We start from the raw sequence: 26,654 nt of genomic DNA, 5'->3' as shown, positions 1-26,654 counted from the left end.
CATGCACGGGTGGTCGACCAGGACCACCCCCGAAGGCTGCTCAAATGAGCGGTCTACCCCTGAACGAGTTTTCTGTACGTTCACACAAGAGACAGAGTCCCGACGATCGTGGTTCCTACTCTGACCGTCGGATCCATCCCACCCCCACCGACCAGGGAGAGCAATGTCAATCAGGAATGGCAGGGTGTGGCGCGCTGCCACGGCCGCGATCGTCGGAGCCGGCCTCGCAGCCGGCGCCCTCGTCGCGACGCCGGCGTTCGCCAGCACCGACGGCACCGGTGTCGTCATCAACGAGGCCTACCTCTCCGGCGGCAGCGCTGGCGCGGCCTACACGAACAAGTTCGTGGAGCTGTACAACCCGGGCGACGCCGCCGTGAGCCTCACCGGCTGGAGCGTGCAGTACCGCTCCGCGACCAGCACCGGCGCCGCGAACGGCGTCGTGCCGCTGACCGGCTCCATCGCCGCCAAGGGCTACTACCTCGTCGCGGGAGGCTCGAACGGCACCAACGGCGCCGCCCTCCCGACGCCCGACATCGCGAGCAACGCGCTGAACCCCAGCGGCACCACCGGCACCCTGATCCTCTCCAACGCCGCTTCCGCCCTCACCCTGCCCGCGGGCTCGGTCACGGGCGCGGCCGGCGTGGTCGACCTGCTCGGCTACGGCACATCGAACACGTTCGAGAAGGCCAAGGCCCCCGCGCCCTCGGCCAACACGGACGTCAAGTCGCTGAACCGCACGTCATTCACCGACACCGACGACAACAGCGCCGACTTCACCCTGAGCGCGACCATCACGCCGCAGAACTCGGCGACCACCCCCGGAGGCGGCACGACCGACCCGGGCGAGGGAACCGACCCCGGAACCGGGACCGACCCGGGACCCCCGGCCGGCGCGATCGCCATCTCCGAGATCCAGGGAACCGGTGACACCAGCCCGAAGGCGGGCCAGACCGTCACCACCGTCGGCGTCGTCACCGCGCAGTACGCGACCGGCGGCTTCAACGGGTTCTACATCCAGACCCCCGGCACGGGCGGCGCCGTCGACCTGGCCACCCACGCCGCCTCCGACGCGGTCTTCGTCTACGGCTCCTCCTACGCCGCTTCCGTCGCCGCCGGCGACTACGTGCAGGTGACCGGCGCCGTCAGCGAGTTCAACGGCCTCACGGAGATCACCGCGTCGAAGCTCGACAAGCTCGACGCGAGCACCGTCACCGCTCCGGCGCCCGCCACGGTCGGCCTCCCCGCCACCGACGCGCAGCGCGAGAGCCTCGAGGGCATGCTGATCGCCCCGCAGGGACCCTTCACCGTCACCGACACGTACTCGACCAACCAGTACGGCGAGATCGGGTTGGCCGCAGGCGAGACCGCGCTGCTGCAGCCCACCGATGTCGCGCGCCCCGGCACCGCGGAGTACACCGCCGCCGTCGCCGACGTGAAGGCCCGCGGCGTCGTCCTCGACGACGGAGCCTCCACCAACTTCCTCAGCGCGGCCAACAAGTCCAAGCCGCTGCCCTACCTGTCGCTGACCGACCCGGTCCGCGTCGGCGCCCCGGTCACGTTCACGAAGCCGGTCGTCCTCGACTACCGCAACAACGCGTGGAAGTTCCAGCCGACCGCTGAGCTGACCCCGGCGAACGCGTCGACGGTCCAGCCCGCCACCTTCGCGAACACGCGCACCGCGGCCCCGGAGAACGTGGGCGGCGACCTCAAGCTCGCCACCTTCAACGTGCTGAACTACTTCACCACGACGGGCGACCAGCTGAGCGGCTGCACCTTCTACACCGACCGCGACGGCAACAAGATCACGGTCAACAGCGGATGCGACGCCCGCGGCGCCGCCGACGCGACCAACCTCAAGCGCCAGCAGGAGAAGATCGTCGCCGCGATCAACGGACTGACCGCCGACGTCGTCTCCCTCGAAGAGATCGAGAACTCGGCCCGCTTCGGGCTCGACCGCGATGACGCACTGAAGACCCTCGTCGGCGCGCTCAACGCCGCGGCGGGCAGTGAGGTCTGGGCGTACGTGAAGTCGCCGTCGACCGTGCCGTCCTCCGAGGACGTCATCCGCACCGCATTCATCTACAAGAAGGCCGTCGCGGAGCCGGTCGGCGCCTCCCGCATCCTGGACGACGCGGCGTTCTCGAACGCCCGCCAGCCGCTCGCTCAGGCCTTCAAGAAGGTCGGCGCGAAGGACGCGAACGCGTTCATCGCCATCGTGAACCACTTCAAGTCGAAGGGCTCCGGCGACGGGGCCGACGCCGACCAGGGCGACGGCCAGGGCGCGTCCAACGCCTCCCGCGTGAAGCAGGCGAAGGCGCTGGTCGCCTTCGCCGACGAGCGCAAGGCCGCCCTCGGCCTCGACAAGGTGCTCCTGATCGGCGACTTCAACGCGTACCTGCAGGAGGACCCGATCACGGTCCTCACCGACGCGGGCTACGTGGACCAGGTCAGCACGCGCACGAGCAAGCACACGTACTCGTTCGGCGGCACGGTCGGCTCCCTCGACCACGTGTTCGCCTCACCCGCGGCCAACGCCGCGATCACGGGCGCGGACGTGTGGAACATCAACTCGGGCGAGTCGATCGCGCTGGAGTACAGCCGGTACAACTACAACGTCACGAACTTCTACGCCGCCGACCCGTACCGGTCGAGCGACCACGACCCGATCGTGGTGGGCCTCGGTCTCGCCGCGAAGCCGGTGACGCTGAACCTGCTCAACATCAACGACTTCCACGGGCGGATCGACGCCAACACCGTGAAGTTCGCGGGCACGATCGAGAAGCTGCGCGCGGAGGGCGGCGAGGGCAACACCCTCTTCCTCTCCGACGGCGACAACATCGGCGCCTCCCTGTTCGCCTCGGCCTCGGCCGGCGACATCCCGACCATCGACGTGCTGAATGCGCTCGGGCTGAAGACCAGCGCGGTGGGCAACCACGAGTTCGACAAGGGCTTCTCCGACCTGACCGGCCGGGTGAAGGACGCGGCGGACTTCAGCTACCTCGGCGCGAACGTCTACACGAAGGGCACCAAGAACCCGGCTCTGCCCGAGTACGCGGTGTTCGACGTCAACGGCGTCAAGGTCGGTGTCATCGGCGCCGTCACACAGGAGACCCCGACCCTCGTCTCGCCGGGCGGCATCTCGACGCTCGACTTCGGCGACCCGGTGGAGGCGGTCAACCGCGTGGCGAACCAGCTCACCGACGGCGACGCCTCCAACGGCGAAGCCGACGTGATCGTCGCGGAGTACCACGAGGGCGCCGGGGCGGGGACGCCGGACGGCGCGACGCTCGAGCAGGAGGTCGCCGCCGGCGGCGCGTTCGCCGACATCGTCACCAAGACGAGCGCGAAGGTCTCGGCGATCTTCACGGGTCACACGCACAAGCAGTACGCGTGGGACGCCCCGGTGCCGGGCGTCGAGGGCGCGACGCGTCCCGTCGTCCAGACCGGCAGCTACGGCGAGAACATCGGCCAGGTCACGTTGACCGTCGACCCCGAGACCGACCAGGTCACCGCCCACACCCTCCGCAACGTCGCCCGCACCACGGACGCCGACGCGGACCTGGTGGCGGCGTACCCGCGGGTCGCGCAGGTCAAGACGATCGTCGACAAGGCGCTCGCCGACGCGGCGGTCATCGGCAACCAGAAGATCGGCTCCGTCACGAAGGACATCACGACGGCATACGCTTCCGGCCTCCGCGACGACCGCGCGAGCGAGTCCACCCTGGGCAACCTCGTCGCCGACTCGCTGCTGTCGACCCTCTCGCCCGCGGAGCTCGGCGGCGCCGAGATCGGCGTGGTGAACCCGGGCGGCCTGCGCGCCGAGCTGCTGTACGGCACCGACGGCTCCATCACCTACGCGCAGGCGAACGCCGTGCTGCCGTTCGTGAACAACCTCTGGACGACGACCCTCACGGGCGCGCAGTTCAAGCAGGCGCTGGAGCAGCAGTGGCAGACGAACGCCGACGGCACCGTGCCGAGCCGGCCGTTCCTCAACCTCGGCCTGTCGAAGAACGTCAGCTACACGTACGACGCCTCCCGCGCCGCCGGCGACCGGGTCACGAGCATCCTCGTGAACGGCGCGCCGATCGACCCGGCGAAGTCGTACCGGATCGGCTCGTTCTCGTTCCTGCTCCAGGGCGGTGACAACTTCCGTGCCTTCGCGGCCGGGACGGACACCAAGGACTCCGGTCTCATCGACCGGGACGCCTGGATCAGCTACCTGCAGAACACCAGCCCGGTGTCGCCGAGCTTCGCCCGCCGCGGCGTGGCCGTCAGCGGCGCGCCGACCGACACCCTGCAGCGCGGCCAGCAGGTCTCCTTCACCGTCTCGAAGCTGAACCTGACCTCCCTCGGCAGCCCGGCGAACACCTCGCTGACGCTCTCGTGGACGGGCAGCGGGACCGACCTCGGCAGCGTCCCGGTGGACGCGAACGGCAGCGCGACCGTCGCGTTCACCGTCCCGGCCGATGCCGCGGGCGCGAGCACCCTGGTGCTGACCGCCCCGGACTCCGGCACCACCGTCACGGTGGCGCTGAAGGTCGCGGACAAGCCGGTCGAGAACCCGAAGCCGACGAAGGACCCGAAGGCGGCCAAGGAGTCGGCCCTCACGAAGGCGCTCTTCGGCAAGGTCACCCTCGACAAGACCAGCTACAAGGCGGGCGACCCGGTCCAGGTGACCGTGGACGCGAAGCTCGCCGGCCAGTGGGTCTCCGTCTGGGTGTACTCCTCGCCGAAGAACATCTCGGGCGGCTGGGTGCAGGTGCCGGCGAACGGCGTCCTGAAGCTCACCCTCCCGGCCAAGCTCGACAAGGGCGACCACAAGCTCTCCGTGCAGAACGCGTCGAACGGCGTGATCGGCTGGAGCGCCTTCCAGGTCAAGTCCTCCGGCGGCGGCTGGTGGGACTGGATCTGCGACCTCGCCTGGCTGTGGAACTGGTTCCACAAGCTGTTCGGCTGATCCCATCGCGCCGCCATAGCAATCGAGGCGGCCCGAAGTATGGGGGAAAGCGCCGAGGCGGCCGAGAATCGGCCGCCTCGGCGCGCCGTCAGTGCGGCCGGGGCTCCACGCCCAGGCGGCGGCAGGATTCGTCGTAGAGGGCGACCACTTCGCGCCGCACTTCGGGGCGTTCCGTGATCGGGCCTCCCGACCACGGCACGCGCACCTCGGCGGTCGTGCCGTCGGCGAGCTCCACGCGCCAGTCCCCGCCGTCGCCGTCGAATGCGGTCATCTCCGCGCCGACCGCCTCCGGCCACCCGAACGCCCGCACGATCAGGAGGTTGTCGCCGGTGTGGTCCGCGTTCATGTGTCCGAGCACGCCCGCCAGGGTCGCCTCATCGAATCCGTGCGCCATCCCTCCATCTTCGCCCACCCATCGCCCGGCGGCGAAGCGGCGGAAACTCCAGGCGAAACCACCCACGCGGCGAAGAATTCGCCGTCTCGGGAGCGGCTCAGTCGAAGTAGAAGGGGCGGTGGAGCGTGCAGCCCGGGTTGAAGGGGGCACGGCAGGCGGGGCAGGAGGCGACGGCCAGGTACTCGCCCACGGTCAGCTCGGAGCCGCAGACGCCGCAGAGCACGGCCCGCTCGTCGTCGGAGCCGGTCGGCCACGGCCGCGCGGGATGGTCCGCCGCCTCCGCGTGGCACAGGTGGCACGGGTAGTACTCACCGCAGCACGCGAAACGGATCGCGATCACGTCGAGCTCGCTGCGGTAATGGATGCACCGGGTCTGCTCGTCGACGGTCGGACCGAGGACGCGCGGCCGACCCCCATCCGGCGCCCCGCCGCTCACCGCACGCCCCGTGCGGTGAGGGCGTCGCCGAGCTGGTCGGCGTGCTTGAGCGCGACGACGAGGAACGGCACCGCGAACAGGCGGAGGCTCGCCCGGCCGCCGCGGGCGCGCTGGGCCTCGCGCACGTCGTGGGCGAGGCGGGCGAGCACGGGGAGGGTGCTGAAGGTGACCGTCAGCAGCAGCGCGGCCCGCTGCGGGTCGAGGCGCAGGCGGGCGAGGGGGGCCAGCCCGCGCTCGATCGCGTCGAGCAGGGCGGTGACGCGCGTGGTCAGCACCAGCAGAGCGGCGAGCACGACCGCGGCCGTCACGCGCGCGGTGTTCGAGACGGCGGGCTCCACGCCCAGGAAGATCAGCTGCCCGGCGAGCGTCACGACGACGACCCAGCGCACCGCGACGACCTGCCGTCCGAGTTCCCGCAGGCCGAGACCCGCCGCGAGGTAGGCGATCACGCACACGGCGGTCGCCGCGGCGGCGGTCCACCACACCGACGGCAACAGGGAGACCGCCAGCACGAGCGCCAGCAGCACGAGCGTCTTCGGCCCGGCGGGCATGCGGTGCAGGAGGCCGTCTCCGGGCCGGTAGAGCGTCACCATCGGATGCTCGCCTCGTACTCGGCCACGATGTCGGCGGGCGTGCCGATTCCGGCGACCCGGCCGTCCGCGAACAGCACCGCGACATCGCACCGCTCCGCGAGAGCCAGGTCGTGGGTGACGAGCACCAGCCGGTGGCCGTGCTCCTCGGCGAACAGGTGGTCGGCGACGCGGCGGGCGTTGCGGGCATCGAGGAAGGCGGTGGGCTCGTCGGCGATCACGAGCTCGGGATGCCGGATGAACGCCCCGCAGAGCGCGAGCAGCTGCTTCTGGCCGCCCGACAGATCGTGGGAGGACCGCTCGGCCAGGTCCGTGAGCCCGAACCGTGCGAGTGCGCGCGCGACGCGTTCGGCCGCCTCGGCGCGGGTCGGCTTCTCGGCGCGCAGGGAGAACGCGACGTCCTCGGCCACGGTCGGCAGCACGATCTGGGCGTCCGGGTTGCTGAAGACGACCGCGACGCGACGTCGCAGCTCCGCGGACTGCCGCGCGGGATCGAGCCCGAGCACCTCGACGCGGCCTGCGGTCGCCGGTGTGAGGCCGCCGAGCAGTCGCGCGAAGGTCGACTTGCCCGAGCCGTTCTCGCCGATCACCGCGACCGTGCGCGCGTCCAGGTCGACGGCGACATCGCGCAGCACGTCGGCGTCGCCGAGTCGCACGGTCACGCCGTCGAGTCGGATTCCGCTCATCGGACCACCTCCAGCACCGCGGCCACCCCGAGACCGCCTCCGACCGACGCCGCGGCGACGCCGATCGTCCCCGCGGGCGCGCCGGAGCGCACGAGCCGGCTGAAGAGACGCACGACGCCGACCGCGCCGCTCGCGCCCCAGGGATGCCCGAGCGCGAGCGCTCCGCCGTCGGCGCAGACACGGGCGTCGTCGTCCACGATGCCGAGGCGGTCGAGCACGGCCAGGCTCTGCGCCGCGAACGCCTCGACGATCTCGAACGCGGCCACATCGCTCGTCCGGAGACCGGCACGGCCGAGCGCCGCGTGCACCGCCGGGGCGGCTCCGATTCCGGGGAGGGCGGGGTCGCAGCCGACGACGGCATGTGCGCGGACGGCGAGACCGACGGGCCGGCCGACGCCGTGCGTGCGGCCTCCGACACCGGCTCCGCCGCCCTGCGCGCCGGGCACCAGCACCACGGCTGCGGCGCCGTCGCCGATCCGTGTCGCGGTGCCGGCCGTCAGCGATCCGCCCGGGAAGAGTGCGGGCAGCCGGGGGAGCAGGCGTTCGGCCCCGCCGATCGCGTCGTCCGCGGTCATGCCGGCGAGGGGGACGATCTCGTCCGCGAACCGACCGGCGACGAGGGCCGCACGCGCGCGGGCGTGGCTGCGTGCGGCGTGGGCGTCCTGGCGTGACCGGGGGATGCCGTCGTGCTGTGCCAGGCCCTCCGCCGCCTCCGTCATCCCGGGATCGGGCCACCCGTCGGGTGCGAAGGGCGCGCGGTCGTAGGCGACGCCGTCCAGGGAGCGCACCGGGGCGGTGGAGGCGCTCTCCACCCCTCCGGCGACCCGGGCGCGCTCATCGCCGGCGCGGATGGCCGTGGCCGCGTCGATGATCGCGGCCAGACCGCTCCCGCACTGCCGGTCGACGGTCGCGCCGGGGACGTGCGCCCCCAGGCCGGCGGCGAGTGCGGCGACGCGTGCCGGGTTGCCTCCGGGGCCCATGCAGTTGCCGAGGACGACGTCTGCGACTTCGATCCGCCCCCCGGTCGTCCGGGCGGCGTCGGTCAGCGCGGAGCGGATGACGGGCGCGGCGAGGTGCTCCACCCGCAGCGCGGCCAGCGCGCGGCCGCGCGTCCCGATCGGGGTGCGCCGGGCGGCGACGATCACTGGAGCGCTGCGCTCAGCCAATGCGGTCCACCTCCCCGGCGGTGGCGCGGCGTGCCGTCTCGGCGCGCGCCGCCTTCCCGGACGCGGTGCGGGGCAGGTCGGCCACGAACCAGCGCCGCGGCCGATGCGCGGGCGCGAGGCGCTCGTCGGCTGTGCGGCGCAGCTGTGCGAGGTCCGGCATCCCGTCGGCGGACGGTTCGATCACCGCCGCGACGAGCGCGCCGACCCGCCCGCGGGGCAGCGCGAAGACGACAGCGTCGCGCACGCCCGGGATCGCGCGCAGGACGCTCTCGACCTCCTCCGGCACGATCGTCGCCGAGGCGCTCAGGATGGCGTCGTCCGCCCGGCCGAGCAGACGCAGCCGTCCGTCCGTCAGCTCGGCGCGGTCGCCGACGGTCGCCCAGTCGCCGTCCCGTCGCAACGGCTCGGGGCCGTCGGAGGCAGCCGCGTACCCGAGCGCGGTGTACGGCGACCGCACCCACAGCTCGCCGTCGCGCACGTCGAGCTCCACCCCGGGAAAGGCGCGCAGGCCGTCTCCGGTGTCGATCGCAACGTACGACAGTTCCGCGGCGCCATAGTACGCGGCCACCCGGATGCCGCTCTCTTCCGCCTGCCGGCGCAGGCGCGGGTCGAGGTGCGAGCCACCGACGAGGGCCGTACGCAGTCGCCGGGGAGCACCGGCCTCCAGGAGGGCGCGCAGGGCATGGGGTGTCCCGTGGAAGGCCGTCGCGCTCGCGGCGTCCTCCGCCGTGAGCACGTGCCCGTGCGGCAGGAGCGGGCGGGGTCCGGCGCCGTCGAGGGCGTGCGCCAGCGAGAAGAGCGTCAGTGAGGAGGCCGGCGGCGCGGGGAGGGCGACGGCGTCGCCGGGTCCGGCGTCCAGCAGGTCGGCGATCGCCGGGAACGACGCCGCCCAGGAGGCTGCGGTGCGCTGCACGATGCGCGGGGCCCCGCTGCTGCCCGAGGTGAGGGTCGCCCACACCGCGTCGGGATGCGGTCGGGTGCCGTCCACCACCGCGCGCACTGTGTCCCATTGCGCCGCGGACGCTCGCTCGTCCACGACGAGCGGCACGTCGCCTGCCGCGTGCGCCGCACTCACCCCCGCGAACACGGTGCGCGCCGGTCCCCGGAGGGCGACGAACCGGTGAGCGGTCACGGAGCCGGCGTGGTCGTCGTCGTCGTCGTGGCCTCCGGCTCTCCGGCAGGCACGCCCGCCGCGGAGTCCTGCCCCGCGTACGCACCTGCACGTGCCCGGGTGCCGCCCAGGCGCCACGTCCGACGGAACGCCCGCGGGTAGGCGCGCACCAGCGTCGAGACGATGATCGTCGCCAGCACGGCCTTCACCAGGTCGCCGGGCACGAACATCAGGCTCGTGAGCGCGGTCTCGCCGAGGGGCAGGCGGGTGACCAGACTCTGCACCGGGATACCGACGGCATAGATCACGAGGATGCCGCCCACGATCATCCCGAGAGCGGTCCGCCACCACACCGGCCTGCGCCCCGCCGCATGCACGATCAGGCCGATGACGAGGGCGCCCACGATCCAGCCCAGCGCGTATCCGGCCGACGGGCCGAGGAAGACGCCGATGCCGCCGCGTCCGCCCGCGAGCAGCGGCAGGCCCGCGGCGACGAGCGCCAGCAGCACCGCCATCGAGAGCGCGCCGAGCCACGGGCCGAGGATCGCGCCGGCGAGCATGACGCCCAGGGTCTGGGCCGTGATCGGGACGCCGCCGAAGAAGGTGAAGCCGCCGGGGAGGCCGAGGACGGCGACGATGGCCGCGAACACGGCGACGCGCGCGAGGTCGGTCGCGTCGAGGCGCCGACGGGCGGCGGGAGCGGGGGCACTGGTCATGATGGGATCCTCACCTGAACACTGTTCACCTGAACAGCGTTCACTATAGTGGGATCGTGACGGGGATCGAAAGCGGACGCAGGCACACACGTGACGATGTGGCGCTCACAGCGCTGCGCATCCTGGACGACCACGGCCTCCCCGACCTCACGATGCGCCGCCTCGCGGCCGCCCTCGATGTGCAGCCGAGCGCGCTCTACTGGCACTTCCCGAACAAGCAGACCCTGCTCGCGGACCTCGCCGACCGCATCGTCGCCGCGAGCGAGGCCGGTGCGTCGGGCCGCGCGGCCGCTCCCGAGCCGACCGGGATGGATGCCGTCCGCGACGAGGCGGCGGCCCTCCGCGACGCCTTGCTCGCGTACCGGGACGGTGCGGAGGTGGTCGCCAGCACGCTCGCCCTCGGTCTGGGCGCGGGAGCCGCCCTCGACCGCCTCGCCTCCGCCGTGGCACGGGGCGGCTTCGACGACGCCACCTGCCGCCGCGCCGCGACCGCGCTCCTGCACTTCGTGCTCGGGCACGTCTCCCACGAGCAGCAGCGGATGCAGTACGACAGCCTCGGCGTGCTCACCGACGCAGCCGAGCCCGCGATCACACCGGGTGGGGACAGTGCGACGGCCGAGTTCTCCTTCGGCGTCGACCTGCTCGTCGGCGGCCTGGAACACCTGCGGGCGCAGCAGCGCGATGCGGAGGTCAGTCGCCCCCGAACGTGACCTTCCACCCGCCGACCGTGGTGGTCGCGAGGTTGAACAGCGCCGCGACGATCGCCCCGAGCGCTGAGACGACGATCAGTTCGAGCAGCGCGACGACGAGCGTGAACGTCATGAAGTTCGGGAACGTGATCCCTGCGACGAGCGCTGCCCCCTGCGCTCCCGCGACGTCTTCGAGGAAGCTGCGGGCGAGCCCGACGGCGCCGAACTTCTCGAGTGCGGCCCAGAGCAGCAGCGCGAGCACGACGGTGATCGCGGCGACGATCAGGCTGACCAGGAACGACATCTTCAGGGCCGACCAGAAGTCGATGTAGACGAGGCGCATGACCGCTCGCTTCGTCTGCTTCTTGCGTGCCGACATCCCGGACCCCTCCCCGTGCTGCCCCCGCCCCGCGGTGCAGTCCCCGAGGGTCAGTCTAACCGGCCCCGACGCACCCCTCGTCAGCGGCGCGACCGGGGGCTAGCGTGGGCTGTATCGCCCGCCGACCGTCAGGAGACCCGCTATGCCCACCGTCGCCGACACCATCGTGGAGATCGTCAAGGATGCGGGGGTGAAGCGGGTGTACGGCATCCCCGGTGACTCCCTCAACGGCTTTACCGACGCGCTGCGACGGGACGGCGACGTCGCCTGGGAGCACGTGCGCCACGAGGAGGCGGCGGCGTTCGCGGCCGCGGCGGAGGCCGCCCTCACGGGTGAGCTCGCGGTCTGCGCGGGCAGCTGCGGCCCGGGCAATCTCCATCTGATCAACGGCCTGTTCGACGCCAACCGCAGCCGGGTCCCCGTGCTCGCGATCGCGGCGCAGATCCCCGGTCCCGAGATCGGGAGCACCTACTTCCAGGAGACGCACCCGCAGGACATGTTCCGGGAGGCGGCGGTCTACACCGAGCTCGTGTCCATCCCGGAGCAGCTGCCGCGCGTGCTCGAGATCGCCATGCGCACCGCGGTGGAGCGTCGCGGCGTCGCGGTCGTCGTGGTCCCGGGCGAGATCTTCCTGAAGGAGAGCACCGGCCGCCGCAAGTCCGCGCCGATCAGCTACTCGCCGCGCGTCACCCGGCCGACGGACGGGGAGCTGCGCGCCGCGGCCGACATCCTGAACGGCGCGAAGAAGGTCACCATCCTGGCGGGCGCCGGTGTCGAGGGCGGCCACACCGAGCTCATCCGGCTCGCGGGGGCCCTCAAAGCCCCGGTCGTGCACGCCCTCCGTGGCAAGGAGTTCATCGAGTACGACAACCCGTACGACGTGGGCATGACCGGCCTCCTCGGCTTCTCGTCCGGCTACCGGGCGATGGAGTCGTGCGACGTGCTGCTCATGCTGGGCACCGACTTCCCGTATCAGCAGTTCTACCCGTCGAAGGCGAAGATCATCCAGGTGGACCTCCGCGGCGAGAACCTCGGCCGCCGCACTCCGATCGACCTCGGCCTGGTCGGCAGCGTCGCGGACACGGCGGAGGCGCTCCTCCCGCTGCTGAAGGAGCGCTCGGACACCAAGCACCTCGACTCCTCGACCGCGCACTACGCCAAGGCGCGCAAGAGCCTCGACGAGCTGGCCGTCAACGACCGCAACCGCACGCCCATCCACCCGCAGTACGTCGCGCGCCTGATCAGCGAGCTGGCGACGGACGACGCCGTCTTCATCCCCGACGTCGGCTCGCCGGTCGTCTGGGCTGCGCGCTACCTCCGGATGAACGGCCGGAGGCGGCTCATCGGCTCGTTCTCGCACGGCTCGATGGCCAACGCCCTCCCGCACGCGATCGGGGCGCAGGCCGCCTTCCCCGACCGGCAGATCGTCGCGCTCGCCGGGGACGGCGGCCTCGCGATGCTCCTCGGCGAACTGCTGACGCTCCGCCAGAACAGGCTTCCGGTCAAGATCGTCGTGTTCAACAACTCGTCCCTGAACTTCGTCGAGGTGGAGATGAAGGCCGCCGGCTTCGTCAACTTCGGCACAGGACTCGACAACCCGGACTTCGCCCAGGTCGCGCAGGCCATCGGCCTGCACGGCCAGCGGGTCGAGAAGCCGGACGAGCTGGAGAGCGCCCTCCGCACGGCGTTCGCGCACGACGGTCCCGCTCTGATCGACGTCGTCACCGCGCGTCAGGAGCTCAGCATCCCGCCCGCGATCACGGCCGAGCAGGTCAAGGGATTCACCCTGTACGCGCTCCGCACGATCATGTCGGGCCGCGGCGACGAGCTGGTCGACCTGGCGGACACGAACATCTTCCGGCGGCTGTTCGACTGACGGGCCGGCGGAGGCGAGCGGTCAGTTGATGCAGACGGTGTCGCTGTAGGTCTTCGCAGGTCCGGACGGGGTCGGCGCCGGCGCGGGTGCCGATCCTGAGCCGCTCGAGCCAGAGGAGCCGCCCGAGGAGGCGCCGCCGGCGGACGGCATGATGCCGTCGTCGCCGAGCACGACCGTCACGCCGGAGACGCTGCTGGTCTCCTGCACCGCGGCTCCCGGGAGCAGCGCGGCGACGGCCTTGGCCTGCGCCTCCTGGCCCGACGGGTACTGGATGGTCGTGGTGGCGACGGTGTCCGCGTCCCCCGGGGTGCCCGTCTTGAATCCCGCGGCGGCGAACGCCTCGGTCGCCGTGCCCGCCGCGCCGTTCTGGCTGCCGCCGTTCAGCACGGTCACGGTCGTGTCGGCGGGCTTCGCCGCGGTGGCCTTCTCGTAGGCGCTCGGCGTGCCCATCAGGCTCTGGATGAACGCCGGCATGGCGGCCGTGTCGACCTCGACGATGGAGAGGTCCTCGCCGTCGACGGTGATCGTCGGCGTGCCGGAGATCGGGATGGTCGCCGACTGGATCTTGCCGCCGGTGAGACCCTGCAGCTGGGCGGCCAGCTGCAGGAAGTTGAGGCCGGGGTCGGTCTCGAGCGATCCGCTCACGGCGTCGAGCACATTGGTCAGCTTGCCCGGGTTGAGCAGGGTGCCCGCCGAGAGGAACTTGTGCGCCTCCACCGAGAGGAAGTACTGCTGGCGCACGACGCGATCGAGGTCGCCGCGCGGGAGGCCGTGGCGCTGACGCACGAACGACAGCGCCTGCTTGGCATCGAGGGTCGAGACGCCGGCGGGGAAGTTCGCACCGGAGTAGGGGTCGTCGACCGCCTCGTTGAGGCACACCTGCACCGGCCCGAGCGCCTGCGCGATCGTGTAGAAGCCGAGCAGCGAGACTCGCACGTAGTGGTCGATCGACAGGCCGGTCAGGTTCTGGACGGTGTCGATGAGGAGCTTGGCGCCGCTCGTCGGATCGGTCGCGCCCCCGCCGAGGGAGAACGCGGCGTTGAGCTTGTTCATCCCGTGACCGGGCACGTCCACCCACGAGTCGCGGGGCAGCGAGATGAGCGTCGCCGACTTCCCGTCCGCCGGGATGTGCAGGATCATCATCGTGTCGGTGTTCGTGCCGCCGCCGTCGTCGGTGGTGCTCAGCTGGTCGAGTTCGGCCTGCGTGGCGCCGTCGGGCCGGTGGTCGTCGCCGACGAGCAGGATGTTCTGATCGGTGCCGTCGACATCCTTCCCCGACTTCGAGATCACGTCGACGTGCGTCACGCCGTTGACGAAGCGGAAGTAGCTGTAAGCCGCGTAGCCGCCGAGGACGACGAGCAGCACCGCGAGGGTCCCGGCGGTCCAGGCGACGATGCGCTTGGTGCGCCGGCGCTTGCGGGGGTCGCGGCCGCGTTTGCCGCCGCCCGCGCCTCCCGAGCCGTCGCCGCCGCGCCCACCGCGACCGCGTCCGCCGCGTCCGGAGCTGCCGCGCCCGGAGCCGCCGCCTCGCCCGGTCTCGGCCTCGCCGGCGGCCGCGCTGCCGAACGGGTCGAATCCGCCGTAGCCGGCGCCGCCCGCGCTCCCCGCGCCCGCCGCTCCCGCGCCGGACCGCACGGCCGACGCCGGTCGCGTCGCGCGCACGGGCCGCCGGGGGTCGGCCGCGGGCACGCGGCCGAAGACCTCGGTCGCCGGCTCGCGGGAGTCGTCACGGCCGTCGGCGCCGGGGGTGTCGGGGAGATTCGGTCGTCGCACACGAGAACGCTAGAGCGCCGAGGCTGAAGAGCCCCTGGTTTCGGCGGTGTTCCCGACGAATCGCCAGGGTTTCGGCTCCGACCTCCCAGGCGGACCTCAGCAGGCGAGCGGCGCCCCTGCGAGAACGTTCAGTCCGTCGTCGCCTCGGTGCAGTCCGCGCCTGCACCGTCGAGCGCGGCCTCCATCGCCGCCGTCATCCGCTGCGAGATCTCCAGCAGCGTCTCCTGCTGCTCGGGCGTGATCGCGTCGTAGAGGATGCGGCGGATGGTCTTCGTGTGCTGCGGCAGTGCACGGACGACGACGCGACGGCCGTCCCCGGTCAGCTGGATCCAGCTGGCCCGGCGGTCCTCCGCGCAGTCCTGCCGCTCCACCAGCCCGCGACCCGCCATCCGCGTCACCTGGTGCGAGACACGGCTCTTCTCCCAGCCGGTGAGGGCCACCAGATCACGCACGCGCAGGCGCCGGCCGGGGGAGCGGACGAGGGCCATCAGCACCTCGAGCTCGGAGATGGAGATGCCGTCGTCGCGCTGCAGCTGCGCATCGAGGGTTCGGTCGAAGCCGCGGCGCATCAGATAGAACGCGTGGAAGAGCTCTTCTTCGTCGGCGCTGAGCTTGCGCGGGTCTGGCCGGGTGCGCGCGGTGGGCATACGCCATCCTCGCACGCGACGGCCCTCTCCGCGCCGGTCACCCGCGCCTCCGCCCTCCCGCGCCTCCGCCCCACTCACTCCGGAGATCTGCCCGGATCGGCTCACGATCTCCGGCATTCCGGTGAATTACGCGGCGTGGCGGCGGAGAACTCCGGAGTCACGGAGCCTGCCGCCGCTCCTCCTCGGAGGCGTCGGACGGGAGGTTGACGTCATCGGGCTGCGGCGGGTGCCGCGGATCCATGCGACGAGCCTAGTCCGGCGGATTCCGTCGGCGCAGCGGGAATGCGGCAGTGGATGCCGGGGTTCGCACAGGGTGACACGTCACCTAATTATCGAAGGATGGACATGACGAAGATCGCGATCATCATCGGCAGCACCCGCCCGGGCCGCAACGGCGAGGCCGTCGCCCGCTGGGTCTACGAGCACGCTGCGAAGCGCCCGGGCGTCGAGTACGAGCTCGTCGACCTCGCCGACTGGAACCTGCCGCACCTCGACGAGGCCATGCCGGCCGCGATGGGGCAGTACGCGAACGACCACACCAAGGCCTGGGCGGCGAAGATCGCCGAGTTCGACGGCTACCTGTTCGTCACGCCCGAGTACAACCACAGCACGTCCGGTGCCCTCAAGAACGCCATCGACTTCGTCGGCGCCGAGTGGAACAACAAGGCCGCCGGCTTCGTCAGCTATGGCGTCTTCGGCGGCGCCCGTGCGGTCGAGCACCTGCGCCTCGTCCTCTCGCAGCTGCAGGTCGCGACGGTCAGCGCCTTCGTCGGCCTGAGCCTGGCCCACGACTTCGAGAACTGGTCGCTCAAGCCCACCGCTCAGCAGGAGGCCGCCCTCACCCCGCTCTTCGAGCAGCTCGAGTCCTGGTCCACCGCCCTCGAGACCATCCGCACGGGCGCGCTCGCCACGGCCGCGGCCTGACCGGTCACCGCCGAGCACGCGGATTCTCCGCCTGCTCGGCGGTCTCGCCCCCGCTTTCCGCGCAACCGGCGATGCGCGGGCGCGCGAGAAAGCGCCGGGTCAGGTCTGGCACGAGGGGCAGTAGTAGGTGACACGCTCCTCGAGCTCGGTGCGTCCGAGCTCCGTGCGGCGGATGCGTGTGCCGCAGCGCCGGCACGGCTGGCCGCCCCGCCCGTACACCCACGTGTTCCGGCCGCGGCGCGTGTCGCCGGTGGTGACCCGGAGCGGCCGGTCGCGGTTCGCGACGATGAGCCGGTGGCCCAGGTCGACGGCGGCGGGCACGTCGGCCTCCGCCACCGGGCGTGTGGGCAGCATGCCGCGCAAGAAGCACAACTCGTTAGCGTACACATTGCCCAGCCCCGCGAGATTCCGCTGGTCGAGCAGTGCCACGCCGATCGGAATGTCAGGATGAGCGGAGACCCGCCGTACGGCCTCGTCCGCATCCCAGTCCGCGCCGAGCAGATCGGGGCCGAGGTGCCCGACGACGTCCTGCTCCTGCGACCGCGGCACGACCTCGAGGATGCCGAGCAGGAATCCGACCGCCTCGGCCTCCGCGGTCCGCAGCACCACCCGCGCCTGGAAGGCCGGATGCCGCCAGCGCTCGCCCGACCGGTACACCTCCCACGAGCCTTCCATCTTGAGGTGCGAGTGGATGGTGAACCCGCCCGCTCGCATCAGCAGGTGCTTTCCGCGGCTGAGCACGTCGTCGACGCGCTCTCCGGAGAAGTCGACGGTGGCGAAGCGCGGCACCCGGAAATCGGTGGCGGTCAGGATGCGCCCGGCCAGCGACTCCCGAAGCCGGCGGGCGGCCTGGTAGACGGTGTCACCCTCGGGCACGCGGCCCCCGCCGGATTCCGTCGGTCACGGTCGCCACCTCATGATCGCAGCCGCAGACCGCGTGGGATGGGGAGGAAGCCGGCCTCGGCGAGCGCGTCGCCGGTCGGCGTCCCGAGCACGAAGGCCCCGTTGACCGTCTCGACGGCCAGCTTGTCGACACGGCGCCCGGTGACGAGCGCCGCGAGTGCACGAGAGGCGGAGGCGAGCGCGAGGGGGCTCGCGGGCGCCTCGGGGTCCACGAACGAGAGCAGGCTCTTGCCGCCGCGCTCGACGTAGAGCGCCAGCTCGCCGTCGACGAGCACGACGAGCGCGCCCGCCTTGCGTCCCGGGCGGTGCCCGGTGCCGGTCTCGCCCGGGGCGGCCGGCCACGGGAGCGCCGCTCCGTACGGGTTGGCCGGGTCCGTCGCGGCGAGGGCGACCGCGGCGTAGGCGCGCTCTTGCAGCGGGTCGCGGGTGAAGCCGCGCATCCGGTCGACCGTCGCACCGGTGGCGAACTGGGCGGCGCCGAGCGTCTCGACGAAGTAGCCGCGCCGCGCGCGTCCCGTCTCCTCGAAGCCGCTGAGCACCTTGTAGGCGAGGGCGAACCCGCCGGGCGTCCCCTCGTTCATGACGGAGCCGCGCGTCACGACGCCGTAGCGATCGAGCAGCGTCTCCGCCTGTCCATGCGCCCGCACCGTGGAGTCGAGGTCGCGCTCGGGCAGCAGGGACCAGCGGCCGGCGACCGTCGGCGGCCCCATGCGTGTCACCATCGCCGACCGGGCGGCAGCGCGACCGCGGTACATGCGCGCACGCGCGGGCTGACGGGGGCGCTTGTGCGCGCCGGACCCGCTCCCGGTGAGCGTGCGGAGCGGCGCGAGCGTGTCGTTCGTGACCAGCCCCGCCCAGACGAGGTCCCAGAGCGCGGTGACGAGCGCTGAGTCGTCGACCGGCTCGCCCGCCGCAGCGCCGAGCGCGTCCGACAGCTGGCGGAAGAAGAATCCGCCGCCGCGGGACAGCGCGTCGAGCGCCGCCCGCTGCAGCTCGTCCGGTTCGTGCTCGCCCGGAGGCGCGAGCGTGAGGGGGGCGGAGTCCGCGAGGTGGAGGCTCACCCAGCCGTCCGACCCCGGGAGCGACCCGTCGCCCGCCCAGATCACCTCACCGGTCGCCGTCAGCTCGTCGAGCATCGTCGGGCTGTAGTCGGCGACACGGCTGGGCAGCACGAGCGACTCCCACGCCGACGCCGGGATGCGCGCCCCCGCGAGCTGTTCGACCACGGAGGCGACCGCATCCACCCCGCGCAGGGTGGAGCCGACGTGCTGCCAGTCCGGAAGGAACCGCGCGAACGTCGCCGTGTCGACCGGCTCGACCTCGTGGCGGAGGGCCGCGAGCGACATCCGCCGCAGCCGGCGGAGCACCTCGGCGTCGCTCCACTCGCTGCCGTGGGCGTGCGGCCGGAACTCGCCTTCGACGACCCGTCCGTCGTGCGCGAGGCGGCGGAGGGCGTCGTGGACGATCGCGGTGCCGAGCCCGAACCGGGTGGCGACGTCCGCGGTCTCGAAGGGACCGTGGGTGCGTGCGAACCGGCTGACCAGGTCGCCGAGCGGATCGTCGACCGGCTCGATGAAGGCGACCGGCACGCCGATCGGGAGTGGCACGCCGAGCGCGTCGCGCAGCCGGCTGGCATCTTCGATGGCGGAGAACCGCTCGACGCCCGCGATCGTCACCGCGAGGGCGCGCTTCGTCTCGACCAGCGCGGCGAGATGCGCGGTCGCCTCGGTGAGCGAAGCGTGCGGGAGGGCGTCGGGCAGGGGTTCCTCGTCCGAGGCGGTCGCCCCGTCCTCCGCCCGCATGCGCTGTGCGACCTCCTCCGTGCTCAGCGGCCCGAGCAGGCGCAGGAGGTCCGCCACGCCCTCCACGCCCCGCACCCGCCGCTCGGGGTCGAGCCGCTGGAGCTGCAGCTCGACCCGCTCGATCACGGCCGGATCGAGCAGCTCGCGGAGCTCGGCGCGGCCGAGCAGCTCGGCGAGGAGTCCCGCGTCGAGCGACAGCGCGGCCGCACGGCGCTCGGCGAGAGGGCTGTCGCCTTCGTACATGAAGGCCGCGACGTAGCCGAACAGGAGCGACCGTGCGAAGGGCGACGCGCTCTCCGTGCTCGCCTCGACGATGCGGATGCTGCGCTGCTCGATCTGCTTGGCGACCTCGTCGAGCGCCGGGAGGTCGTACACGTCTTGCAGGCACTCGCGGATGGTCTCGAGGATGATCGGGAAGCTCGGGTACTTGCGCGCGACATCGAGCAGCTGCGACGCCTTCTGCCGCTGCTGCCAGAGTGGCGACCGCTTGCCCGGGTTGTACTTCGGCAGCAGCAGGGCACGCGCCGCACACTCGCGGAAGCGCGAGGCGAACAGCGCGGAGCCGCCGACCTCGGCGGTCACGAGCTCGTCCAGCTCCTGCGGTTCGAAGACGAAGAGCTCGCCTCCGGGCGGCTGGGATTCCGTGTCGGGAATACGCACGATGATCCCGTCGTCCGCCGCCATGGCGCCCGCGTCGATTCCGTAGCGTTCGCGCACCCGCGCCTGCACGGCCAGCGCCCACGGCGAGTGCACTTGCATGCCGTACGGGGAATGCAGGATCACGCGCCAGTCGCCGAGTTCGTCGCGGAAGCGTTCGACCACGAGCGTGCGGTCGGTCGGAATGTGCCCGGTGGCCGTCTTCTGCTCGTCCAGGAACGACAGGAGGTTGCTGGTGGCCCAAGCGTCGAGCCCTGCCTCGACGCAGCGCAGCTCGGCATCGGCGGGGGAGGCCGTGCTCAGCTCGCGTTGAAAGGCGCCGACCGCACGGCCCAGCTCCACCGGGCGGCCGAGGCCGTCGCCCTTCCAGAACGGCAGCCGACCCGGCTCGCCGAACGCCGGAGTGACCAGCACGCGGTCGTGGGTGATCTCCTGGATGCGCCAGCTCGTCGAGCCGAGCGCGAACACGTCTCCGACACGCGATTCGTAGACCATCTCCTCGTCGAGCTCGCCGACCCGGCTGGCCTTCTCGCCGACCATGTAGACGCCGAACAGGCCGCGGTCGGGGATGGTGCCGCCGCTCGTGACAGCGAGGCGCTGCGCCCCCGGTCGGCCGGTGATCTCGCCGCTGTCGCGATCCCACACCACCCGGGGGCGCAGCTCGGCGAACTCGTCGGAGGGGTAGCGCCCGGCCAGGAGGTCGAGTGTGGCGTCGTACGCGCTGCGAGGGAGGGTCGCGAACGGGGCGCTGCGGCGCACCGTGTCGAACCAGTCGTCCGCGTCGAGCGGCTCCAGCGCGCACGCGGCCACGGTCTGCTGGGCGAGGATGTCGAGCGGATTCGCGGGGACGCGCAGGGTCTCGATGAGCCCCGCCGTCATCCGCTCGGTCGCGACGGCCGAGTGGATGAGGTCGGCGCGGTGTTTGGGGAAGACCACGCCGCGCGAGACCTCGCCGACCTGGTGGCCGGCGCGCCCCACCCGCTGCAGGCCGCTCGCGACCGACGGGGGCGCCTCCACCTGCACCACGAGGTCGACGGCGCCCATGTCGATGCCGAGTTCCAGGCTCGACGTCGCCACCACGCAGCGCAGGCGGCCGGTCTTCAGGTCGTCCTCGATGAGGGCGCGCTGCTCCTTGCTGACGGAGCCGTGGTGCGCACGGGCCAGCACGAGGGCATCCGCGTCGTCGGCGACGGCCTGCGAACCACGGGTCTGACCGGATCCGCCCATCAGCTCGGCGGGCGGCTGCCGCTGCCCCGCCGCGTCGAGCGCGCCGCCCAGCAGGCGCTCCTCGTAGATCTCGTTGAGGCGCGCGGTCAGGCGCTCGGCGAGCCTGCGCGAATTCGTGAAGACGATGGAGGACCGGTGCTCGACGACGCGGTCGACGATCGCCTCCTCGACGTGCGGCCAGATCGAGCCGGCCTGCGGGGGAGAGTCGTCGTCGTTGTCGCTGGCGAACGTGGAGGTGCCGAGTTCGCTCATGTCCTCGACCGGCACCACGACCCGCAGGTCGAAGCGCTTGCCCGACGGCGGCGCGACAACCTCGACCGGCCCGCGCCCGCCGAGGAAGCGTGCGACCTCCTCCGGCGGGCGCACGGTCGCGGAGAGCCCGATGCGCTGGGCGGGCTTCGGCAGCAGTGCGTCGAGGCGCTCCAGGGAGAGCGCGAGGTGCGCGCCGCGCTTGGTCGAGGCGACGGCGTGCACCTCGTCGACGATCACCGTCTCGACCGAGGCGAGGGTCTCGCGCGCCTGCGAGGTGAGCATGAGGAACAGCGACTCGGGCGTCGTGATGAGGATGTCCGGCGGGTTCGTGACGAGCGCCCGGCGGTCCGACGACGGGGTGTCGCCCGAGCGCACGCCGACGGTCACGTGCGGAGGTTCGGCCCCCAGCCTCTTGGCCGTCTGCGTCACGCCGACGAGCGGCGCACGCAGATTGCGCTCCACGTCCACCCCGAGCGCCTTGAGCGGCGAGATGTAGAGGACGCGTGTGCCCTTCGGAGCGTCCGGAGGGCGTTCCTCGCTCGCGAGCCGGTCGATCGCCCAGAGGAAGGAGGCGAGCGTCTTGCCGGAGCCAGTGGGGGCGATGACGAGCGCGTGGCGGCCGTGCGAGATGGCCTCCCACGCGCCCTCCTGCGCGGCCGTGGGCGCGGCGAAAGCCCCGCGGAACCATTCACGGGTCGCGGGGGAGAACCGCTCGAGCACGTCGCCCATCCCCACCATCCTGCCCCCGACCACCGACACCCGGAACCCGCGGGCCGTCTCGCCCGCACCGGCCCTCCCGAGCCCCGGCGATGTGGACCGGATGTCGCTTCCGCCCGAGCCGTTCTCCGCATTCGGTCCGCATCGTGCGGCGCGGATCAGCGCGTCAGCTGTGCACGGATGAACGTGGAGATGTCGCCGAGCTCGATCGACGAGATGCCGTGGCCGAGACCTTCGTAGATGCGGGCGTCGAGGGCCGAGTGCCCGGGCAGCCAGCGGGCCGTGCGATCGACGGCCGAGGGCGGGATGGTGTCGTCGTGCGTGCCGCGTCCCCAGAACACCGGGACCGGCTCGCGCGCCAGGTCGGCGTCGCCGGCGTGCTCGCCCTGCACCATGAAGCCCGACAGCTGCACGGCGTAGTCGAAGCGCTCGGGTGCGAGCCGCAGCAGCTGCAGCGCCATGGCACCGCCTTGCGAGAAGCCGAGCAGGCCGGTCGGGGTCACGGGCTGCTCGTCGAGCCAGTCGAGGACCGCGCGCGCGGCGGCGTCGGCGTTCCCCGCGAGCGGGTCGGTCGTCACGTTGGTGAAGCGCGAGAACCACGCGAAACCGGGCCCCTCGGGGATGGGAGCGCGCAGAGACGCGATCACGGGCTCCAGAGGCAGATAGGCGGAGATCCCGAACAGGTCGGCTTCGTCCGATCCGTAGCCGTGCAAGAGGACGAGGAGGGGGCGGCCCCCTCTGTCCTTCTCGCCGGCCGACCAGAGGACGGCATCGCGGTCGATGCGGAGTTCGGGTGTGGGAAGAGGCACACAGATCATTCTGTCCCCCAGCACGATCCGCTCCACAGCCCCCGATCGCGTGTCGTCCGTCAACAGATCTGTCCACCCTCGGTGGCGGTGGCGCGCTCTGTCCGTAATATCGACCCATGAGCGTGCGCACCCCGGATCCCGATCCCACCCCCGATCCGCTGCCCGGCGACGGCGCACAGCCCGGGCCGGCGTGGCTCAGCGACATCGAGCTGGAGCAGATCCGGCGCCGGCTGCCGCTGCTCTATGTCGAAGCCGTGCCGGTGCGCGTGGACGGTCTCGGCCAGGTGACGGAGGTCGGCATCCTGCTGCGGGCCAACGCGGTCGGCGAGATCACCCGCACCATCGTCTCCGGCCGCGTGATGTACGGCGAGACACTGCGGGAGGCGCTGTTCCGCCATCTCGAGAAGGATCTCGGCCCCATGGCCTTCCCCCTGCTTCCCGCCAGCGCCGTGCCCTTCCAGGTCGCCGAGTACTTCCCCATGCCCGGAGTCACCGCGTTCACCGACGATCGCCAGCACGCCGTCTCCCTCGCCTACGTCGTGCCCGTCACCGGCACCTGCGAGCCGCGCCAGGATGCGCTCGAGCTCACGTGGATGACGCCGGAGGAGGCGGTCTCCCCGACGGTCGCCGAAGAGCTGGAAGGCGGCAGGGGAGCGCTGGTCAAGGCGGCCATGGCCTCAGTGGGGCGGGTCGCTCCGTAAAGCGGCTCGTCGGCCACGCGTCGCGACACGCGAATCACGAGATCCGTCGGCCACGCCGCCGAGACCTCGTGATGAGTCGCGTGATCAGTCCGCAGCGGCCATCCCCGTCAGCAGCGCCGTCAGCACGCGCGTCAGTCGCGGGCCGACCTCGACGATCGCGTGCCGCAGCCGCGGGTCGCTGCGGTAGAGCGCTTGCAGCTCGGGGCCGGGCGTCGCCATCTGCCACTGGGCGCCCGCCATGCTGGTGGCCGTCGCGATCACGTCGATCGCCTGCGGCTCGGTGAGTCCCGGGCGCAGCCGTCGCAGTTCCCCGGCGATCGCCTCGACGTGCGTGTGCACGTCGAGCTTGAACTCGCGCACGGTGTCGACGGACACATTGCGTTCGAGGTTGAGGGGCGTGTGGGCGAGCAGATCGCAGAACAGGGGGCGCGAGACGAGCGTGTCGCTCAGTGCCGCGGCCAATCGCAGCGGGCTCGCGCTCCGCCATGACGAGAGCAGTGGCAGGAGCCATTCCGCCCAGGACCGCCACTCCTCCGCCGTGAGTCGCAGGAAGATCTGCTCGCGCGTCTCGAAGTAGCGGAGCAGCCCCGACTTGTGCATCCCCACGGCGTCCGCGATGTCGGTGAGCGTGATCTCCCGGATGCCCCGCTTCTGCGCCTCCCCGCGCGCAGCCTGCAGGATCGCCTGCTCGCGTGCCCGCTTGGCGTCGGCGGAGCGGGCGCGTTCGAACGGTTCGGTCGGCATCCCTCCAGCCTAGCGCAACCAAGTTGCGTTAATAACGAAACGGTGTTGTACTAACGAGCATGTCTGAGTTCACCTGGTTCATCACCGGTTCGTCGCGCGGCTTCGGACGCGCCCTCGCGGAGGCGGCCCTCCGCCGCGGCGATCGTGTCGCCGCCACCGCGCGCACTCCCGAGCGGCTGGCCGGCCTCGTCGCCGCGTACGGCGACGACCGCGTCGCCACCCTGCCTCTCGATGTCACCGACCCCGTCGCCGCCCGGGCGGCGCTCTCGGCCGCGCGGGACCGCTTCGGCCGTATCGACGTGCTCGTCAACAACGCCGGCTACGCCAACGTCGCCCCCATCGAGACAGGCTCGCCGGAGGACTTCCGCGCCCAGTTCGAGACGAACTTCTGGGGCGTCTACAGCGTCACCACCGCCGCGATCCCCCTGTTGCGCGAGCAGGGCGGCGGACTCGTCATCCAGTTCTCATCCATCGGCGGACGCGTGGGAGGCTCGGCGGGGATCGGCTCCTATCAGGCGGCCAAGTTCGCGGTGGACGGCTTCAGTCGCGTGCTGGCGGCCGAGACGGCTCCGTTCGGTGTGCGCGTCCTGGTCGTCGAGCCGAGCGGATTCGCCACCGATTGGGCGGGGTCGTCGATGACGGTCGGCGACATCCCTGCCGGGTACGAGTCCACCGTCGGCGCGATGGGCCTCCTCCGGTCCGGCCGTGTGATGGCCGGCGACCCGGAACGCGCCGCGGAGATCCTCGTCCGCGTCGCGCACGCCGCCGAACAGCCCTCGCATCTGCCGCTCGGGCGGACGGCCGCCACCATGGCGGCCGACTACTCCCGGCGGCAGCTCGCGGAGGCGGGTGCCTGGCGGGAGGTGAGCATCTCGGCGGACGCGGCCGAGGCATACCCGGTGCCGCTGCCGGGCGAGTCGGCGGCCGAGGCATACCCGGTGCCGCTGCCGGGCGAGTCGGCGGCCGAGTGAGGCCGCCGCCGGCGCGGTGAAGGGCTTGCGATCTATAGCTAATGGTATTAGCTTCATGGCTATGAAGACTTCCACCGCCTCGCAGGTCCATTTCCTGCAGCGCCCCGAGGGACGCATCAGCTACACCGTCGAGGGCTCCGGCCCGCTCGTGGTCGCCGTCCCCGGGATGGGCGACCTCCGCTCCAGCTACCGCGAGCTGGTCGGTCCGCTCGTTGACGCCGGTCTCCGCGTCGCGGTCACCGACCTCCGCTCGCATGGCGACTCCGATACCGGCTTCCGCACGTTCGGAGACGTCGCCACCGGCGAAGATCTGCTCGCCCTGATCGACGCGCTCGGCGGTCCCGCCGTCGTGTTGGGCAATTCGATGGGTGCGGCCTCCGCCGCGTGGGCCGCCGCCGAGCGCCCCGACGCGATCGCCGGCCTCGTGCTCTACGGTCCGCTTCTGCGCGACCCGGCGACGAGCCCGGTCGCCTCCTGGTTCCAGCACGCGCTGTTCCGGCTGCTGTTCGCGGGGCCGTGGGGCGCGGCGTTCTGGGCCGGCTACTACACGAAGCCGCTCAACAGGGGCCGCACGGCCCCGTGGCTCGGCGAGCATGTGGCGGCCATCCGGGCGAGCCTGCGGGAGCCCGGGCGCCTGCGCGATTTCCGCCGGCTGACCCTCCAGCTCACCCACTCGGTGGTGGAGCCCCGCCTGCCCGAGGTCCACGCTCCGATGCTCGCCTTCGTCGGCGAGCTCGACCCGGACTTCCCCGACGCCTCCGCCGAGGCCGACTGGATCGAGTCGCTGGGCGCGGAGGTCGTCCGGGTGGCGGACGCGGCCCACTATCCGCACGCTCAGCGGCCCGATGTCACCGTCCCGGCGACGCTCGCCTTCCTGAGCGAGCGCCGCGCGGAAGGCTGGGAGGCCGCGCGTGCCTAGGGCAGGCCTCAACCGCGCCGCCGTCACCGCCGTCGCCCTCGACCTCGTCGACCAGGGCGGTGTCGCAGGCTTCGATCGGCTGACCCTCGCCGCTGTCGCCTCCCGGGCCGGGGTCGCCGTGCCCAGCCTCTACAAGCACGTCCAGTCCCTCGACGACCTGCGCCGCGTGGTCGCCACGGAGGCGGTGGGCGAGCTCACGCGGGCACTCGCCGCCGCGACCATCGGCCGCTCGGGGGAGGACGCGGTGCGTTCGGCGGCCACCGCCGTGCGCGCTTACGCGCGTGCCCACCCCGGCCGGTACGCAGCCACCCAGGTCGCCCCGCACCTCGCCGACCCCGCCGACGCCGAGCTCGTCGCCCGTGCCGACGAGACCATCCAGGTGCTCGCCGCCGTCATCCGCGGCTTCGGCCTCCCCGACGACGCGCAGATCGATGCCATCCGCATCCTCCGCAGCGCCCTCCACGGGTTCCTCAGCCTCGAGCTCGGCGGCGGCTTCGGCCTCCCCGACGACCTCGACCGCACGTTCGACCGCCTCGTCACCGGCCTGGTCGCAGCCCTGGCCGCCCAAGCGAACGCTTAGGGCGCACCGAGGGGTCGCGAACTGCCGC

At 72.3% G+C, this 26,654-nt stretch carries 22 protein-coding genes; 8 read left to right on the top strand and 14 right to left on the bottom strand.

Going from position 1 to position 26,654, the window contains the following annotated elements:
- Nucleotides 1-163 precede the first annotated feature (163 nt).
- The gene (locus IT072_RS16545; protein ID WP_223357929.1) at nucleotides 164-4,957 is read left to right on the top strand and encodes an ExeM/NucH family extracellular endonuclease; all 4,794 of its coding nucleotides are present in this window, start codon (nucleotides 164-166) and stop codon (nucleotides 4,955-4,957) included.
- A gap of 88 nt (nucleotides 4,958-5,045) precedes the next feature.
- Here IT072_RS16545 and IT072_RS16540 read toward each other — a convergent pair whose 3' ends face one another.
- The 7 genes from IT072_RS16540 to IT072_RS16510 all read right to left on the bottom strand — a co-directional run bounded on the left by IT072_RS16540 (nucleotide 5,046) and on the right by IT072_RS16510 (nucleotide 10,056).
- Nucleotides 5,046-5,351 (bottom strand): DUF2470 domain-containing protein, encoded by a 306-nt coding sequence (locus IT072_RS16540; protein WP_223357928.1) that lies wholly within the window; start codon nucleotides 5,349-5,351, stop codon nucleotides 5,046-5,048.
- 97 nt (nucleotides 5,352-5,448) lie between these two features.
- Nucleotides 5,449-5,787, bottom strand: coding sequence for a CHY zinc finger protein (locus tag IT072_RS16535; RefSeq protein ID WP_223357927.1), 339 nt, complete (start codon nucleotides 5,785-5,787; stop codon nucleotides 5,449-5,451).
- Nucleotides 5,784-6,380 carry an energy-coupling factor transporter transmembrane component T gene (locus IT072_RS16530; protein WP_223357926.1) on the bottom strand — a complete coding sequence of 199 codons (597 nt, stop codon included), beginning with the start codon at nucleotides 6,378-6,380 and terminating at the stop codon, nucleotides 5,784-5,786. Before IT072_RS16530 ends, IT072_RS16535 begins: the two co-directional genes overlap by 4 nt.
- Nucleotides 6,374-7,063: an energy-coupling factor ABC transporter ATP-binding protein gene (locus IT072_RS16525; RefSeq protein ID WP_223357925.1), complete on the bottom strand. Its 690-nt coding sequence runs from the start codon at nucleotides 7,061-7,063 to the stop codon at nucleotides 6,374-6,376. Before IT072_RS16525 ends, IT072_RS16530 begins: the two co-directional genes overlap by 7 nt.
- The gene (locus IT072_RS16520) at nucleotides 7,060-8,229 is read right to left on the bottom strand and encodes a thiolase family protein (protein WP_223357924.1); all 1,170 of its coding nucleotides are present in this window, start codon (nucleotides 8,227-8,229) and stop codon (nucleotides 7,060-7,062) included. The genes IT072_RS16525 and IT072_RS16520 overlap by 4 nt, the downstream gene beginning before the upstream one ends.
- Nucleotides 8,222-9,361 carry an ANL family adenylate-forming protein gene (locus IT072_RS16515; protein WP_223357923.1) on the bottom strand — a complete coding sequence of 380 codons (1,140 nt, stop codon included), beginning with the start codon at nucleotides 9,359-9,361 and terminating at the stop codon, nucleotides 8,222-8,224. Before IT072_RS16515 ends, IT072_RS16520 begins: the two co-directional genes overlap by 8 nt.
- Complete coding sequence (locus tag IT072_RS16510) at nucleotides 9,358-10,056, bottom strand: biotin transporter BioY (protein WP_223357922.1); 699 nt, start codon at nucleotides 10,054-10,056, stop codon at nucleotides 9,358-9,360. The genes IT072_RS16515 and IT072_RS16510 overlap by 4 nt, the downstream gene beginning before the upstream one ends.
- A 56-nt stretch (nucleotides 10,057-10,112) precedes the next feature.
- On the opposite strand from IT072_RS16510, the gene IT072_RS16505 reads away from it, so the two are divergent.
- Entirely contained in the window at nucleotides 10,113-10,766 is a 654-nt protein-coding gene (locus IT072_RS16505) for a TetR family transcriptional regulator (protein ID WP_223357921.1), read from the top strand.
- On the opposite strand, the gene IT072_RS16500 is transcribed toward IT072_RS16505, so the two are convergent.
- Nucleotides 10,747-11,124, bottom strand: a complete 378-nt coding sequence (locus IT072_RS16500) for a DUF3566 domain-containing protein (RefSeq protein WP_223357920.1) — start codon at nucleotides 11,122-11,124, stop codon at nucleotides 10,747-10,749. The genes IT072_RS16505 and IT072_RS16500 overlap by 20 nt on opposite strands.
- Before the next feature lie 142 nt (nucleotides 11,125-11,266).
- Here IT072_RS16500 and poxB point away from each other — a divergent pair, with 142 nt between their 5' ends.
- Nucleotides 11,267-13,000, top strand: a complete 1,734-nt coding sequence (gene poxB, locus IT072_RS16495) for a ubiquinone-dependent pyruvate dehydrogenase (protein WP_223357919.1) — start codon at nucleotides 11,267-11,269, stop codon at nucleotides 12,998-13,000.
- Between the two features lie 21 nt (nucleotides 13,001-13,021).
- Here poxB and IT072_RS16490 read toward each other — a convergent pair whose 3' ends face one another.
- Both IT072_RS16490 and IT072_RS16485 read right to left on the bottom strand, forming a co-directional pair.
- Nucleotides 13,022-14,773 (bottom strand): LCP family protein, encoded by a 1,752-nt coding sequence (locus IT072_RS16490; protein WP_223357918.1) that lies wholly within the window; start codon nucleotides 14,771-14,773, stop codon nucleotides 13,022-13,024.
- 128 nt (nucleotides 14,774-14,901) lie between these two features.
- The gene (locus tag IT072_RS16485) at nucleotides 14,902-15,420 is read right to left on the bottom strand and encodes a MarR family winged helix-turn-helix transcriptional regulator (protein WP_223357917.1); all 519 of its coding nucleotides are present in this window, start codon (nucleotides 15,418-15,420) and stop codon (nucleotides 14,902-14,904) included.
- 345 nt (nucleotides 15,421-15,765) lie between these two features.
- Here IT072_RS16485 and IT072_RS16480 point away from each other — a divergent pair, with 345 nt between their 5' ends.
- Entirely contained in the window at nucleotides 15,766-16,344 is a 579-nt protein-coding gene (locus IT072_RS16480) for an NADPH-dependent FMN reductase (RefSeq protein WP_223357916.1), read from the top strand.
- Nucleotides 16,345-16,443: 99 nt separating this feature from the next.
- Here the strand turns inward: IT072_RS16480 and IT072_RS16475 are convergent, their stop codons facing one another.
- From IT072_RS16475 to IT072_RS16465, 3 genes are all read right to left on the bottom strand, one after another.
- Nucleotides 16,444-17,220: a DNA-formamidopyrimidine glycosylase family protein gene (locus tag IT072_RS16475; protein ID WP_223357915.1), complete on the bottom strand. Its 777-nt coding sequence runs from the start codon at nucleotides 17,218-17,220 to the stop codon at nucleotides 16,444-16,446.
- A gap of 38 nt (nucleotides 17,221-17,258) precedes the next feature.
- Nucleotides 17,259-21,914, bottom strand: a complete 4,656-nt coding sequence (locus IT072_RS16470) for an ATP-dependent helicase (protein WP_223357914.1) — start codon at nucleotides 21,912-21,914, stop codon at nucleotides 17,259-17,261.
- A 146-nt stretch (nucleotides 21,915-22,060) separates the two neighbouring features.
- The gene (locus IT072_RS16465; RefSeq protein ID WP_223357913.1) at nucleotides 22,061-22,711 is read right to left on the bottom strand and encodes an alpha/beta hydrolase; all 651 of its coding nucleotides are present in this window, start codon (nucleotides 22,709-22,711) and stop codon (nucleotides 22,061-22,063) included.
- 116 nt (nucleotides 22,712-22,827) lie between these two features.
- On the opposite strand from IT072_RS16465, the gene IT072_RS16460 reads away from it, so the two are divergent.
- Nucleotides 22,828-23,412: an NUDIX hydrolase family protein gene (locus IT072_RS16460; protein ID WP_223357912.1), complete on the top strand. Its 585-nt coding sequence runs from the start codon at nucleotides 22,828-22,830 to the stop codon at nucleotides 23,410-23,412.
- Nucleotides 23,413-23,496: 84 nt separating this feature from the next.
- Here IT072_RS16460 and IT072_RS16455 read toward each other — a convergent pair whose 3' ends face one another.
- Entirely contained in the window at nucleotides 23,497-24,156 is a 660-nt protein-coding gene (locus IT072_RS16455) for a TetR family transcriptional regulator (RefSeq protein ID WP_223357911.1), read from the bottom strand.
- 59 nt (nucleotides 24,157-24,215) lie between these two features.
- On the opposite strand from IT072_RS16455, the gene IT072_RS16450 reads away from it, so the two are divergent.
- From IT072_RS16450 to IT072_RS16440, 3 genes are all read left to right on the top strand, one after another.
- Nucleotides 24,216-25,127: an SDR family NAD(P)-dependent oxidoreductase gene (locus tag IT072_RS16450; protein ID WP_223357910.1), complete on the top strand. Its 912-nt coding sequence runs from the start codon at nucleotides 24,216-24,218 to the stop codon at nucleotides 25,125-25,127.
- Nucleotides 25,128-25,188: 61 nt separating this feature from the next.
- Nucleotides 25,189-26,046 carry an alpha/beta fold hydrolase gene (locus tag IT072_RS16445; RefSeq protein WP_223357909.1) on the top strand — a complete coding sequence of 286 codons (858 nt, stop codon included), beginning with the start codon at nucleotides 25,189-25,191 and terminating at the stop codon, nucleotides 26,044-26,046.
- A complete protein-coding gene (locus IT072_RS16440; RefSeq protein ID WP_223357908.1) occupies nucleotides 26,039-26,626 on the top strand; it encodes a TetR/AcrR family transcriptional regulator in 588 nt (195 codons plus the stop codon). Before IT072_RS16445 ends, IT072_RS16440 begins: the two co-directional genes overlap by 8 nt.
- Nucleotides 26,627-26,654 lie beyond the last annotated feature (28 nt).

This window comes from Leifsonia sp. ZF2019, assembly GCF_019924635.1.
Lineage (GTDB): Bacteria > Actinomycetota > Actinomycetes > Actinomycetales > Microbacteriaceae > Leifsonia.
Note: the sequence above shows the minus strand (reverse complement) of the source record. Positions and strands in the feature narration are given on the sequence as shown.

What these genes read in the sequence shown, in the direction of transcription:
- IT072_RS16445 (WP_223357909.1), top strand. Translation starts at nt 25,189, where the DNA reads ATGAAGACTTCCACCGCCTCGCAGGTCCATTTCCTGCAGCGCCCCGAG.
- IT072_RS16510 (WP_223357922.1), bottom strand. Translation starts at nt 10,056, where the DNA reads ATGACCAGTGCCCCCGCTCCCGCCGCCCGTCGGCGCCTCGACGCGACC.
- poxB (WP_223357919.1), top strand. Translation starts at nt 11,267, where the DNA reads ATGCCCACCGTCGCCGACACCATCGTGGAGATCGTCAAGGATGCGGGG.
- IT072_RS16485 (WP_223357917.1), bottom strand. Translation starts at nt 15,420, where the DNA reads ATGCCCACCGCGCGCACCCGGCCAGACCCGCGCAAGCTCAGCGCCGAC.
- IT072_RS16545 (WP_223357929.1), top strand. Translation starts at nt 164, where the DNA reads ATGTCAATCAGGAATGGCAGGGTGTGGCGCGCTGCCACGGCCGCGATC.
- IT072_RS16525 (WP_223357925.1), bottom strand. Translation starts at nt 7,063, where the DNA reads ATGAGCGGAATCCGACTCGACGGCGTGACCGTGCGACTCGGCGACGCC.
- IT072_RS16460 (WP_223357912.1), top strand. Translation starts at nt 22,828, where the DNA reads ATGAGCGTGCGCACCCCGGATCCCGATCCCACCCCCGATCCGCTGCCC.
- IT072_RS16470 (WP_223357914.1), bottom strand. Translation starts at nt 21,914, where the DNA reads ATGGGCGACGTGCTCGAGCGGTTCTCCCCCGCGACCCGTGAATGGTTC.
- IT072_RS16455 (WP_223357911.1), bottom strand. Translation starts at nt 24,156, where the DNA reads ATGCCGACCGAACCGTTCGAACGCGCCCGCTCCGCCGACGCCAAGCGG.
- IT072_RS16480 (WP_223357916.1), top strand. Translation starts at nt 15,766, where the DNA reads ATGACGAAGATCGCGATCATCATCGGCAGCACCCGCCCGGGCCGCAAC.
- IT072_RS16540 (WP_223357928.1), bottom strand. Translation starts at nt 5,351, where the DNA reads ATGGCGCACGGATTCGATGAGGCGACCCTGGCGGGCGTGCTCGGACAC.
- IT072_RS16450 (WP_223357910.1), top strand. Translation starts at nt 24,216, where the DNA reads ATGTCTGAGTTCACCTGGTTCATCACCGGTTCGTCGCGCGGCTTCGGA.
- IT072_RS16530 (WP_223357926.1), bottom strand. Translation starts at nt 6,380, where the DNA reads ATGGTGACGCTCTACCGGCCCGGAGACGGCCTCCTGCACCGCATGCCC.
- IT072_RS16500 (WP_223357920.1), bottom strand. Translation starts at nt 11,124, where the DNA reads ATGTCGGCACGCAAGAAGCAGACGAAGCGAGCGGTCATGCGCCTCGTC.